This is a genomic window from Streptomyces smyrnaeus, assembly GCF_017676345.1.
GTDB lineage: Bacteria > Actinomycetota > Actinomycetes > Streptomycetales > Streptomycetaceae > Streptomyces > Streptomyces smyrnaeus.
Genome location: NZ_JAFFZM010000021.1, coordinates 54,823 through 66,825, shown reverse-complemented (window position 1 = coordinate 66,825; position 12,003 = coordinate 54,823). Strand labels below are relative to the sequence as shown.

The window sequence follows — 12,003 nt, the reverse complement described above, 5'->3', positions numbered from 1 at the left end:
GGGTAGTGGTCGCAGGCTGTACTGCCTACTAGATGATCAATGGCTCCTCGATACGCCTACAAACACGTACCCGAACGGGGGAATGTGTGTGCCCCGAACGTGCGCTTCGGCCTGCTTCGGCCCGACTCGATCGAGGATGTGGCTCGGCCCGGTCCGCGGACGCGGCTCAGTCCAGTTCGAGGACGCGTGCGTGCAGCACCTGGCGCTGCTGGAGCGCCGCGCGCACCGCGCGATGCAGCCCGTCCTCCAGATACAGGTCGCCCTGCCACTTCACGACGTGGGCGAACAGGTCGCCGTAGAACGTCGAATCCTCCGCGAGCAGAGTCTCCAGGTCGAGCTGGCCCTTGGTGGTGACGAGCTGGTCAAGGCGCACCGGGCGCGGGGCCACATCCGCCCACTGACGGGTGCTCTCCCGGCCGTGGTCGGGGTACGGCCGCCCGTTTCCGATTCGCTTGAAGATCACACGGAAAGCCTACCGGGACACCGGTACCGGGCGCAGCCCTGCGCCGCTGGTGCAATCCGGGTGATCTCCGGTTGAGTGGGGAGAAGGTGGGCAGGCCGTAGGCGGACGGTGAAGAGCGCTTGCCTGCGGGTCCGGTGGTGTGGCCGTCGCGAGCCCGGTCGAACGACGCCCCGTTGTCCACAGGCTGTGGACAACGGGGCGCGTTGTTGTACGCGTCGGCGGATCAGCGGATGAGGTGTGCGCCCTTGTACGGCCCGATGACCGGGCGGGATGCCGGGTCGGAGCCCGAGCCGGAGCCGGAGCCGGTGTCGGTGTCGGAGCCCGAGCCGCTGCCGGTGTCGGCCTCGGGGGTGGTCAGGCGCGCGGCGGCCGGGCGGTCACTGCCGCGGGGCAGTCCGCTGGTGTCCCAGGCGTAGTGACCGACCGCGTTGGCGATGGCCTTGACGTTGAGATCGAACGCGCGGGTGTTGATGTTCTTCAAGGTGTCGCAGGCCTGGTGGTAGCAGCCGTCGTACGCCGCTCCCGCCGTGCCGCCCCACAGCTTCTGCTGCTCGGCGGTCTTGATCCCCTCGGCGCCGGTGAACGTGCCACCGGCGGGGATGCCGGCCTCGATGAACGGACCGTAGTCGGAGCGGCCGGTGAAGTCGGAGCCCTGGGTGGTCGCGCCGCGGGTGGCGAGGAAGTCCACCAGGTCCTTCTCCAGCGTCGCCGAGCCCTCCGGCCCTGGGCCGGCGCCCGTGCTGTCCGAGTCGTCGCCGTCGTAGGCGAACAGTCCGTAGTTGGGGCTCGCGATCATGTCGAAGTTCAGATAGAGCGAGATCTTCGCGCGCTCGGCGGCGGGCAGCTGCTCCACGTAGTGCTCGGCGCCGAGCAGCCCCAGTTCCTCGGCGCTCCACAGCGCGAAGCGGACCTTGTTGGCGTGCTTGCCCTTGTGGTCGGCCTTGGCCAGCTGCAGAGCCGCCTCCAGAACGCCTGCCGAGCCGGAGCCGTTGTCGTTGATGCCGGGGCCCTCGGGGACGGAGTCGAGGTGGGCGCCGAGCATCACCGTGTTGTCCGGGTCGCCGCCACGTGTCTCGGCGAGCACATTGTGGGTGGTGCGCTGCTCCTGGTGCTCCCGCACCTCCAGATTGACGACGACGTCGGAGGAGCGGCCCTCGGCGACCTGCTCGGCGAGTGCTTCGCCGTCCGCCTTGGTGATGCCGCCGGTGGGGATGCGGGCGGCGTCCGGGCTGCCGAGGGTGCCGTTGAGCGCGCCGTCCTCGTTGTTGTAGATCACCGCGCCGACCGCGCCCGCGTCGGCGGCGGCGGCCTGCTTCTGTGCGAACGAGCAGCCGCCCCGCTTGATCAGCGCGATCCTGTCGTCGTACGCGCCCTGGGCATAGTCGCCGGCCTCGCACCCGCTGGAGCCGTCGGCGTCGACCGGTACCGCCGTGACGGGCGCCTCGATGCCGCCCTCCGGAGTGCTCTTCGTGTACGTCATCAGCGTGATGGGGACGTCACGCTGGTTCTCGCCGAGCACCTTGAGCTTCTCGGCGAGCGTCTCGCGGTAGGTGAACTCGAACTTCTGGTACGTGACCTTGTAGCCGGCCGCCTTGAGCAGGGCCCCGGCGTAGCGCGCGGAGCGGTCGTGGCCCTTGGAGCCCGCGCCCCGGTGGCCGTCGCTGAGCTCGGCGATGGCGCTGAGGGCCGTCAGATGCTTCATGGCCCCGCGCCCGCTGGTGCGCCGGACCAGCTTTTTGGCCAGCTTGTCGGCCTCTTTCGCGGACTGCTTGACCGGTTTCGGGGACTTGGCGAGGGGGCGCGGGGCGGACGGCTCGGTGGCGGTGGCTGCCGTGGACGAAGCGAGGAGCAGCGGGGTGGCCAGGGCGGTGGCGGCGAGCGCCGCCATGGATCTCCTGCGCAGCGTGTGCGGGGAGCGGGCGGAGCGGAGCGGTACGGACACAGTCGTGGTCCTTTCGGGAACGGCTGTTCGACGTGTGGTGCTCTGGTGCTCTCTGGTGCTCTGCGGTGCTGAGCTGTGCTGTGCTTTTCTGTGCTCCGAGGTGCGGTGCTGTGCTCTGCGGTGCTCTTGGCGTTCCTGTCCGGAGCGTCCGGCATACGGACGCGCGGACTCGGTGAGAGGGAAGTTAGCGGGCGCCGGGCCCGGAGGGAACGCCTGTGCGTGTTCTGCCGGTGCCGCTGTGTGCGCGGTGTCGGTGTTGCTGCGGATGTCTTCCCGGCCGTAGCGCACGGGTACCGCACCCGCACTGGTGGCTCGGGAACGCATGGGGAGTGGACCCGCGTTGGTAGCGTGTAGCGTCCGACACCGCCCGCGTGCCGTCTCCGCGCCTCGCCGGCCACCGGCCGGGAGACACCCAGCCCCGCGCCCCTGATCAGGAGCCTTCCGTGACCAACCTCGCACTAGGACCCAGCTGGCTGGATCCGGACTTCCTGATCCAGACCTTCGGCCCGGTCGGGATCCTGGCGATCGTCTTCGCGGAGTCGGGCCTGCTCATCGGCTTCTTCCTGCCCGGCGACTCGCTGCTGTTCACCACGGGCCTGCTGATTGTGACCGACCAGCTGCACATGCCGCTGTGGCTGATGTGCCTGCTGATCGTGCTCGCCGCCGTGCTGGGCGATCAGGTCGGATACATGTTCGGCAAGAAAGTGGGGCCCACGCTCTTCAAGCGGCCGGACTCGCGGTTCTTCAAGCAGGAGAACGTCGAGAAGGCGCACGAGTTCTTCGAGAAGCACGGCCCGAAGTCGCTGGTGCTGGCCCGGTTCGTGCCGATCGTGCGGACGTTCACGCCGATCATCGCCGGTGTCAGCGGGATGCGGTACCGGTCCTTCGTCATCTTCAACATCGTCGGCGGCACCCTGTGGGGTGCGGGCGTCACTCTGCTCGGCGCGGGGCTCGGACAGATCGACCTGGTCCATCAGCACATCGAGAAGATCCTGGTCGGCATCGTGCTGCTGTCGGTCGTCCCCATCGTGGTCGAGTACCTGCGGAGCCGCCGCAAGAGCGACTCGCCCGCCGAGGACGCCGCCGCGGAGGCTCCCGTCCACGCGGGGAACCACCCCCCGGCGCCGGGCGCCCCGGGAACGCCGGGCACCCCCGCCGCCGCCCCCTACGGCGCCCCCGGTTACGGCGCTCCGGGCTACGGCGCTCCGGGCCGGCACCCGGGCGCCCCGAACGCATACGGCCCGAACGCCGGTCACGGGCAGGGACAGGGACAGCAGGACCACGGCCAGGGGTACGGCCAGCAGGGTTACGGCCCCGGCGGCCACGGCCCCGGCCACGGCCAGGGGCCCGAGGGTCCGATGCCTCCCGGCTCCCCCTACGGCGTCGGCCGCCCGCTCCCCCCGGAGGTTCCGTACGGCGGCACCGGCGGTGCTCCGCAAGGAGCTCCGCAGGGCCCGCCGCAGGGCGCCCCGTACGGCACCGGTGCGGCTCCCCAGGGACACCAGGCCCCCGGACACCACCAGGCGCCCCAGGGACACCAGGCGCACCCGGCGGCAGCGCCCCAGGGGCCGCAAGACGGTCCGTACGCGGGGCCGTACGACTACGACGAGGGCGGGGCGCCGCAGGGTCCGCCCGCCGCGCCCCAGGATCCGTCGGCCCCCCAGAACCGCTCCGGCCGCGGCCGGCACGCCCGCCGCTGACAGCTGCGGCGGTTCGCACCGCGGGCTCGCACAGCGGGTGCGTACAGCAGGTTCGCTCAGCTCAGCCCGGCCCAGCACAGCCCAGCACAGCACAGGACGAACGAAACCGCGTTCCGTCCCGGACGGGGGACCGGGGCGGAACGCGGCGTCTTCGGGGGAGGGGCGGGGGAGGGGCAGAGCGGTGATCAGGCCCCGGGAGGCGGGGTCTGGGTCGAGGTCGGGGTCGAGTTGCGGCGGTGGAAGGGAAGCAGGCGCTTCAGCAGTGGCCAGGCGAGCAGCGCCGCGATCACCACGTACACCGTGACGGCGAACGGGGTGTTGACCAGTCCGGTGACGCTGCCGTCACTGATCTGGAGCGCCCTGCGCAGTTGTTGCTCCGCGTTGGGGCCCAGGATGACGCCGATGATCGCGGGGAGCACGGGCAGCCCGTAGCGCCGCATCATCAGGCCGATGAGACCGATGACGAGCAGGATCACCACGTCGATGGCCTCACCGCCCACCGCGTAGGCGCCGACCGCCGCGAAGAAGAGGATGCCGGCGTACAGGTAGGGGCGCGGTACGCGCAGCAGCTTCGACCAGACCGGTGCCAGCGGCAGGTTCAGGACGAGCAGCATGACCATGCCCACGAAGAGTGAGGCGATCAGGCCCCACACCAGTTCGGGCTCGCGGTCGAAGAGCAGGGGGCCCGGCTGGATGCCGTACTGCTGGAACGCGGCGAGCATCACGGCGGCGACGGCGGTGGTCGGCAGCCCGAGGGTCAGCATCGAGACGAGGGTGCCGGCCGCCGACGCGGAGGCGGCCGACTCCGGTCCGGCGACGCCCTCGATGGCGCCCTTGCCGAACTCCTTCCGGTGCTTGGAGAGCCGCTTTTCGGTGATGTAGGAGAGGAAGGTGGGGATCTCCGCGCCGCCGGCGGGGATCGCGCCGAACGGGAAGCCGATCAGCGGTCCGCGCAGCCACGGCTTCCAGGTGCGCCGCAGTTCGTCGCGGCCCAGCCAGGGGCGGCCGACCGGGATCGAGGGTCCGGTTCCGCGCCGCAGATGCGCGGCGACCCACAGCGCCTCGCCGATGGCGAAGAGACCGACGGCGACGATCACGACGTCGATGCCGTCCGAGAGCTGGAGGCTGCCGAACGTCAGCCGCTGCTGGCCGGTCATCTGGTCCAGGCCGACGAGCCCGAGGGTCAGGCCGATCAGCAGGGAGGCGAAGCCGCGGACGCGGGAGGAGCCGAGGACGGAGGTGACGGCGATGAAGGCCAGCACCATGATCGCGAAGTAGTCCGGGGCGCCGATGTCGACGGCCAGGTTCGCCACGGTCGGGGCGAGGACCACCAGCAGGATCGTGCCGATCATGCCACCGGCGAAGTGGCCGATGGCCGCGGCGGCGAGTGCCTGGGAACCGCGGCCCGCCTTGGCCATCGGGTTGCCTTCGATGGCGGCGATCACCGCCGCGCTCTCCCCGGGGGTGTTGAGCAGGATGGAGGTCGTCGAGCCGCCGAACATGCCGCCGTAGTAGATCCCGGCGAACATGATGAAGGCGGCGGTCGGGTCGAGCCCGTAGGTGACGGGCAGCAGCAGGGCGACGGCCATCGCCGGTCCGATGCCCGGCAGTACGCCGATTGCGGTGCCCAGCAGGACGCCTACTGCCGCCCACAGCAGGTTGAGGGGGGTCAGGGCGGTTCCGAAGCCGTCGATCAGGGAGTTGACGGAGTCCATCGGTTACATCACTCCCATCAGTGGTCCGCCCGGCAGCTGAACACCGAGGAGGAGGTGGAAGACGGCATAGGTGAGGAGGGAGAGCCCGGCGGCGATCAGTGGGTCGCGGGTGAGGGCGTGGGTTCGGCTGCCCAGTGCGAAGGCCGAGCCCCAGAAGAGCAGCGCGCCGGCGACGGGGAAGCCGAGCGGGTCGATCAGCGCGGCGAAGGCCAGGAAGACGCCCGCGAGCAGCGCGACCGTACGCCAGTCGGCCGGCTCGGCCAGATCGACGTCCTCGCCGCCCTCCGCCTCGCCGCGCCCGCCGCGCAGGACGTCCACCGCGAGCAGGACGGCGACGACGAGCAGCGCCGTACCGACGACGAGGGGCACCGTGCGGGGGCCTACCGGGCCGCGTGCCGAGGCGACCGTTTCCATGGTGAGCGCGTCGGTCAGGACGAGGATGCCGACGGCCAGCAGCAGGCCGCACACGCCCAGTTCGGAGTAGGCACGCAGCCCGGTGGGCCGGGGGCGCTCGTCCGGGCGCTGGGTTCCGGTGTCGTTCGCCGTGCTCACTGTCCCAGCTCCTTCAGGACGGAGTCCACGCGCTCGTTCTCGCTCTTGAGGAAGCGGCCGTACTTGTCACCGGGGAGCCAGGCGTCGTCCCAGCCGTTCTTGCGCAGCGACTCACGCCACTCCTTCGAGCGACGCAGCTCGCTCATGAAGTGGATCAGCTTGTCCCGTTCGGCGTCGGTCAGGCCGGGCGGCGCCATCATGCCGCGCCAGTTGGTGAAGGACACGTCCACGCCCGACTCCTTGAGGGTGGGCGCGTCGAAGCCCTTGACGCGCTCCGGTCCGGTGACGGCGAGCAGTCGCAGCTCGCCGGACTTGATCTGGTCGCGGTACTCGCCCAGTCCGGAGACGCCGAACTTCACCTTGCCGCCCAGTACGGAGGCCAGCAGCTCGCCGCCGCCGTCGAACGGCACATAGTTGACCGACTTCGTCTTGATGCCGGCCGCGCGGGCCATCAGCATGGGGGCGAGGTGGTCGGGGCCGCCCGGTGAGGAGCCGCCGCCGACGGGCATGGACCGTGGGCGCTTCTTCCAGTCGGCGAGGAGCTGCTGGAACGTCTTGTACTTGGAGTCCTTGGCGACGACCACGATGTCGGGCTCCTCCGTGAGCCGGGCGACGGGTGTCGCGTCGGCGAGTGTGGAGGGCGCGTGGTTGGTGTGGACGGCGCCGACCACGCCGAGCCCCATGGACATCGTCAGCTTGCCGTTGCCGCGCTCGTTGACGAGGCGGCTGAGGCCGACGGTGCCGCCGGCGCCGGGCAGGTTGAACACCTCGATGTTGTGGTTGAGCCCGGCGTCCTCGGCGTTCTTGGCGGCTGTACGGGCGGTGATGTCGTAGCCGCCGCCGGGGGTGTTGGGCACCATGAAGCGCAGGCCGGGGATGTTCGTGCCGCTCGTTGCGCCGCTGCCTGAGGTGATCAGCGGCGGTACAAGCAGCACGACGACCGCGGCTGCCAGGGGGGAGAGAAGGGCGCGCGTACGCACGCGGAACACCGCCTTTCCAGGGCAGTCCGGGGGACGGGGGTGGGGGAGGCCCACATGCTGCCTGGGTGGCGGGGCGGTGTCTGCCCTCGTACGGCAAGAAAAGTATTGGTCGTTGTGGTCGTTGTGGTCCCGGGGTCGGAGCGACCGGATGGTGGGGGTTCGGGGGTCTTCCGGCTACGCCGTCAGTTGGCGTCCTCGGCCGGGACCAGCGCCGTGTCGATCGCGTCGGGTGCCGGGTAGTGGGGCAGGTGGTGCTCCAGTCCCAGCCGTCGCAGCAGCCTGCCGACCGGCACGTGCGCGCACACCAGCACCAGCCAGCCGGCCCGGGAGAGCGCCGTGGAACGGGCCCGCAGCAGGACGCGCACCACCGAGCAGTCCAGGAACGTCACCTCCCGCATGTCCACCACGACCCGGGGCGGCTCGGCGTCCGAGAGGGCCCGGACGAGGTCGGTCTCCAGCTCGGGCAGTGTCGCGATGTCCAGTTCGCCCCTCGCGCGTACGGTCCGGAACCGGGCGTGACCCGGGGTGTCGGAGCGCGGGACGGCGACCATGGAGACCCCTTCCACTGACGAGCAGCACGGCGGTGCGGCGGTACGGCGATATGACGGTGCGGTGGTGCGATGCGGTGGTACGGCATACGGCGGTGCGGCCGAACGGGCCGCACAGATGCGGCGCCGAGGCCGGTGTGGTCCGTGCGCCTGCGGCGACACGGCCGTTCGGCCGGGGTCCGGGGCCGAACATGTGCACTCTAAGCACGTCGTGAGGACGCTGAGGCGTGAGTGCGGACACCGAACCCCTCAGTGCCTCGATCTCACCCGTCCGAGTGATAGCGCGGTGTTGTGGTGTGGGCAGGGGGCGCATGGAGGGCGCATGACGTGTGCCCCATGAGGGCAGGGCTGAAGGATGCGACCTGGGAGGAGAGATGAGGCGCGCGCCACAGCCGAGGCACTGGCCGCGCACTTCGGGCTGGAGCCGCTGCCACGCGAGGGCGGCCGGTTCCGCCGGCTGTGGGCAGGACCCGAACTGAGCGACGGCCGGCCGGAGGGCTCCGCGATCGTGATGCTGCTGACCGACGCACCCGACGACTACTGCGCGCTGCACCGGCTGCCGAACGACGAGGTCTGGCACTACTACCTCGGCGCGCCGCTCCAGCTGGTGCTGCTCCCGCCCGAGGGGACCGCGGCCGTCGACACCCCCGTGCTCGGGCCCGATGTCCTCGGCGCCGGGCACCAGGTGCAGCTGACCGTACCGGCGGGCACCTGGATGGGCGCCCGGGTCATGGCGTCCGGGGCGGACGGGGCCGACCGGTCGGGCGGGGCGTGGACGCTGTTCGGCTGCACGATGGCGCCCGGCTACACCGACGCGGGTTATGAGCACGGGGACGCGGAGGCGCTCGCCCGGGCCTACCCGCGGCACGCGCGGCTCATCCGGGAGCTGGCCCGATGAGCCCGGCGGAACCCCGGCCCGAGGCGGAGCGGCGCACCGTGTTGGTGACCGGCGCCTCCGGCGGAATCGGGCGCGGTGTCGCACTCCGGTTCGCCGCGGCGGGCGCCCCGGTGGCGGTGCACTACCGCAGCGACGCGGCAGGGGCGCGGCGGACGGTCGAGCTGATCGAGCAGGCGGGCGGCACGGCTCGCGCCGTGCACGGCGAACTGGCCACCGAGGACGGCTGCCGCGCCGTCGTCGAGGAGGCCGCCCGGTGGCACGGCAGGGGCATCGGCGCGCTGGTCAACAACGCGGGCGTGCAGCCCGTACGCCCGCTGCGCGGGATGACGGCCGAGGAGTGGCGCGCGGTGGTCGACACCAACCTCTCCAGCGTCTTCGGCTGCACCCAGGCGGCGGCACCGCTGCTCGCCGAGCAGGGCGGCGGCAGCATCACGCACATCGCCTCCATCGAGGCGGCGCAGCCCGCGCCGGGGCACGCGCACTACGCCGTCTCCAAGGCCGCCGTCGTCACGCACGCCCGAGCAGCCGCGCTGGAATACGGGCCGCTCGGGGTGCGGGTGAACACCGTCTCACCCGGTCTGGTGGAGCGGGACGGCATCGAGGAGCAGTGGCCGGAGGGCGTACGGCGCTGGCGGGCGGCGGCCCCGGACGGCCGCCTGGGGACGGCGGAAGAGGTGGGCGACGCCTGCGTCTTCCTCGCCTCACCGCAGGCCCGCTGGATCAACGGCCACGATCTGGTGCTGGACGGCGGGGTGTCGGCGCGGCCCTCCTGGTGACCTCGGCCGCCGCGCCGCGCCAGGGCGGCGTTGCCCGGTCAGATGCCGGGCTGCCCGCCCTCCTCCCCCACGTACTCGCGCAGGTGCTGGGCGGTCAGCGTGCCGGCCGAGGCGATGAGTTCGGCCGGAGGGCCGGTGAACAGGACCTCGCCGCCGTCGTGGCCGCCGCCCGGACCCAGGTCGATGATCCAGTCGGCGTGGGCCATCACCGCCTGGTGGTGCTCGATGACCACCACCGAGTTGCCGTCCTCGACCAGCCGGTCCAACAGGGCCAGCAGCTGGTCGACGTCGGCCATGTGCAGCCCGGTCGTCGGCTCGTCCAGGACGTAGACGGCGGCCTTCTCCGCCATGTGGATGGCCAGCTTGAGCCGCTGGCGCTCGCCGCCCGAGAGGGTGTTCAGCGGCTGGCCCAGCCGCAGATAGCTCAGACCCACGTCGGCCAGCCGGCCGAGGATCGCCGCCGCCTGGCCGGTGGGGAAGAACTCGTTGGCCTCGGCCACCGACATGGCCAGCACCTCGCTGATGTTCTTCCCGCGCAGCGTGTACCCCAGCACCTCAGGTGTGAAGCGCTTGCCCTCGCACTCCTCGCACACCGAGGCGACCCCCGCCATCATCGCCAGGTCGGTGTAGACGAGCCCGATTCCGTTGCAGTTGGGGCAGGCGCCCGCCGAGTTCGCCGAGAACAGCGCCGCCTTGACGCCGTTGGCCTTGGCGAAGGCCGTACGGATCGGGCCCAGCAGCCCCGTGTAGGTCGCCGGATTGCTGCGGCGTGAGCCGCGGATCGGTGACTGGTCGGCCACCAGCACACCGTCCCGCCCGGACAGATAGCCGTGGATCAGCGAACTCTTGCCGGAGCCCGCCACACCGGTGACGACCGTCAGCACGCCCAGCGGTATGTCCACGTCGACGTTCTTGAGGTTGTGCCGATCGGCGCCCCGGATCTCGACCCTGCCCTTGGGCTCCCGTACCGTCTCGCGCAACTGGGCCCGGTGGCCCAGATGGCGGCCGGTGAGGGTGCCGGAGGCACGCAGCCCCGGGACGTCCCCCTCGTAGCAGATCCGGCCGCCGTCGGTGCCCGCGCCGGGACCGAGGTCGACCACATGGTCGGCGATGGCGATGACCTCCGGCTTGTGCTCGACCACCAGCACCGTGTTGCCCTTGTCGCGCAGGAGCAGCAGCAGGTCGTTCATCCGCTGGATGTCGTGCGGGTGCAGGCCGATGGTGGGCTCGTCGAAGACGTAGGTGACGTCGGTGAGGCTGGAGCCGAGATGGCGGACCATCTTGACGCGCTGCGCCTCACCGCCGGACAGCGTGCCGGCGGGCCGGTCCAGGCTCAGATAGCCCAGGCCGATGTCGACCAGCGAGTCGAGCGTCTGGCACAGCGTGTCGCGCATCGGCGCCACCGAGGGGTCGCTCAATCCGCGCACGAACGGGGCGAGGTCGCTGATCTGCATGCGGGCGCAGTCGGCGATGTTCACGCCGTCGATCTTCGAGGAGAGCGCCGCCTGGCTGAGTCGGCTGCCGCCGCACGCCGAGCAGTCGGCGTAGACGACGGCCCGGTCGGTGAACTCCCGGATGTGGGCCTGCATCGCCTCGCGGTCCTTGGACAGATAGATGCGCTGGATGCGGGGGATCAGCCCGTCGTAGGTGAGATTCGTGGTGCCGACCTTGACCTTCGTCGTCGGCTGGTACAGCAGTCCGTCCCACTCCTGCTGGGTGAAGTCGCGGACCTTCTTGTCCGGGTCGAAGAAGCCGCAGTTGACCATCACCTGCCAGAACCAGCTGTCCACCGCGAAACCCGGAGCGGTGACCGCGCCCTCGCGTACGGACAGCTCCCGGTCGACGACCTGGTCGATGTCGATGGTCGTGGTCTCGCCCAGCCCCTCGCACTCGGCGCACATGCCCTCCGTGCTGTTGAAGCTGAACGCCGTCGAGGTACCGATGTGCGGGGTGCCCAGCCGGCTGTAGATGATCCGCAGCATGGTGAAGGCGTCCGTGGCGGTGCCCACCGTGGAGCGGGAGTTGGCACCCATCCGCTCCTGGTCCACGACGATCGCCGCGCTCAGGTTGCGCAGGCTGTCCACCTCGGGGCGGCCCAGGCTCGGCATGAACGACTGGATGAAAGCGGTGTACGTCTCGTTGATCAGCCGCTGGGACTCGGCCGCGACCGTGCCGAACACCAGCGACGACTTGCCCGAACCCGACACTCCGGTGAAGACCGTCAGCCTGCGCTTGGGCAGGTCGAGGGAGACGTTCGCGAGATTGTTCTCCCGCGCACCCCGCACCTCGATCACATCGTGGCTGTCGGCGGGTACGAGCGGGATGGTCTGAGCCGGCATGTGTTTGCTCTCCTCGGTCCCTGGCCAGGCGCCCCGCACCTGGCCAGTCCTGCTGAAGCGACTGGTCGGCCAGCCTAGGCGCCGGGTCTG

General features: G+C 71.1%; 10 protein-coding genes. 3 read left to right on the top strand and 7 right to left on the bottom strand.

Annotated features, from left to right (window positions below; translation table 11 throughout):
• Positions 1 to 166 precede the first annotated feature (166 nt).
• A complete protein-coding gene (locus tag JW613_RS28515) occupies positions 167 to 463 on the bottom strand; it encodes a type II toxin-antitoxin system VapB family antitoxin (RefSeq protein WP_003999914.1) in 297 nt (98 codons plus the stop codon).
• A 223-nt stretch (positions 464 to 686) separates the two neighbouring features.
• Positions 687 to 2,351 carry a M28 family metallopeptidase gene (locus JW613_RS28510; protein ID WP_209213801.1) on the bottom strand — a complete coding sequence of 555 codons (1,665 nt, stop codon included), beginning with the start codon at positions 2,349 to 2,351 and terminating at the stop codon, positions 687 to 689.
• A gap of 497 nt (positions 2,352 to 2,848) precedes the next feature.
• Here JW613_RS28510 and JW613_RS28505 point away from each other — a divergent pair, with 497 nt between their 5' ends.
• Complete coding sequence (locus tag JW613_RS28505; RefSeq protein ID WP_209213758.1) at positions 2,849 to 4,105, top strand: DedA family protein; 1,257 nt, start codon at positions 2,849 to 2,851, stop codon at positions 4,103 to 4,105.
• 185 nt (positions 4,106 to 4,290) lie between these two features.
• Here JW613_RS28505 and JW613_RS28500 read toward each other — a convergent pair whose 3' ends face one another.
• The 4 genes from JW613_RS28500 to JW613_RS28485 form a co-directional block, all read right to left on the bottom strand.
• Positions 4,291 to 5,820 carry a tripartite tricarboxylate transporter permease gene (locus JW613_RS28500; RefSeq protein ID WP_209213757.1) on the bottom strand — a complete coding sequence of 510 codons (1,530 nt, stop codon included), beginning with the start codon at positions 5,818 to 5,820 and terminating at the stop codon, positions 4,291 to 4,293.
• Between the two features lie 3 nt (positions 5,821 to 5,823).
• Positions 5,824 to 6,372, bottom strand: coding sequence for a tripartite tricarboxylate transporter TctB family protein (locus JW613_RS28495; RefSeq protein WP_209213756.1), 549 nt, complete (start codon positions 6,370 to 6,372; stop codon positions 5,824 to 5,826).
• A complete protein-coding gene (locus JW613_RS28490) occupies positions 6,369 to 7,352 on the bottom strand; it encodes a Bug family tripartite tricarboxylate transporter substrate binding protein (protein WP_209213755.1) in 984 nt (327 codons plus the stop codon). The genes JW613_RS28495 and JW613_RS28490 overlap by 4 nt, the downstream gene beginning before the upstream one ends.
• A 182-nt stretch (positions 7,353 to 7,534) precedes the next feature.
• The gene (locus JW613_RS28485) at positions 7,535 to 7,903 is read right to left on the bottom strand and encodes an STAS domain-containing protein (protein ID WP_209213754.1); all 369 of its coding nucleotides are present in this window, start codon (positions 7,901 to 7,903) and stop codon (positions 7,535 to 7,537) included.
• A gap of 352 nt (positions 7,904 to 8,255) precedes the next feature.
• Between JW613_RS28485 and JW613_RS28480 the strand changes: the two genes are divergently transcribed.
• Together JW613_RS28480 and JW613_RS28475 are read left to right on the top strand one after the other, a co-directional pair.
• Positions 8,256 to 8,798 (top strand): cupin domain-containing protein, encoded by a 543-nt coding sequence (locus tag JW613_RS28480; RefSeq protein WP_209213753.1) that lies wholly within the window; start codon positions 8,256 to 8,258, stop codon positions 8,796 to 8,798.
• Positions 8,795 to 9,574: an SDR family NAD(P)-dependent oxidoreductase gene (locus tag JW613_RS28475; protein ID WP_209213752.1), complete on the top strand. Its 780-nt coding sequence runs from the start codon at positions 8,795 to 8,797 to the stop codon at positions 9,572 to 9,574. The genes JW613_RS28480 and JW613_RS28475 overlap by 4 nt, the downstream gene beginning before the upstream one ends.
• A 38-nt stretch (positions 9,575 to 9,612) precedes the next feature.
• Here JW613_RS28475 and JW613_RS28470 read toward each other — a convergent pair whose 3' ends face one another.
• The gene (locus JW613_RS28470; RefSeq protein ID WP_209213751.1) at positions 9,613 to 11,913 is read right to left on the bottom strand and encodes an ATP-binding cassette domain-containing protein; all 2,301 of its coding nucleotides are present in this window, start codon (positions 11,911 to 11,913) and stop codon (positions 9,613 to 9,615) included.
• Positions 11,914 to 12,003: the final 90 nt, after the last annotated feature.

What these genes read in the sequence shown, in the direction of transcription:
- JW613_RS28510 (WP_209213801.1), bottom strand. Translation starts at nt 2,351, where the DNA reads ATGGCGGCGCTCGCCGCCACCGCCCTGGCCACCCCGCTGCTCCTCGCT.
- JW613_RS28500 (WP_209213757.1), bottom strand. Translation starts at nt 5,820, where the DNA reads ATGGACTCCGTCAACTCCCTGATCGACGGCTTCGGAACCGCCCTGACC.
- JW613_RS28485 (WP_209213754.1), bottom strand. Translation starts at nt 7,903, where the DNA reads ATGGTCGCCGTCCCGCGCTCCGACACCCCGGGTCACGCCCGGTTCCGG.
- JW613_RS28480 (WP_209213753.1), top strand. Translation starts at nt 8,256, where the DNA reads ATGCGACCTGGGAGGAGAGATGAGGCGCGCGCCACAGCCGAGGCACTG.
- JW613_RS28475 (WP_209213752.1), top strand. Translation starts at nt 8,795, where the DNA reads ATGAGCCCGGCGGAACCCCGGCCCGAGGCGGAGCGGCGCACCGTGTTG.
- JW613_RS28470 (WP_209213751.1), bottom strand. Translation starts at nt 11,913, where the DNA reads ATGCCGGCTCAGACCATCCCGCTCGTACCCGCCGACAGCCACGATGTG.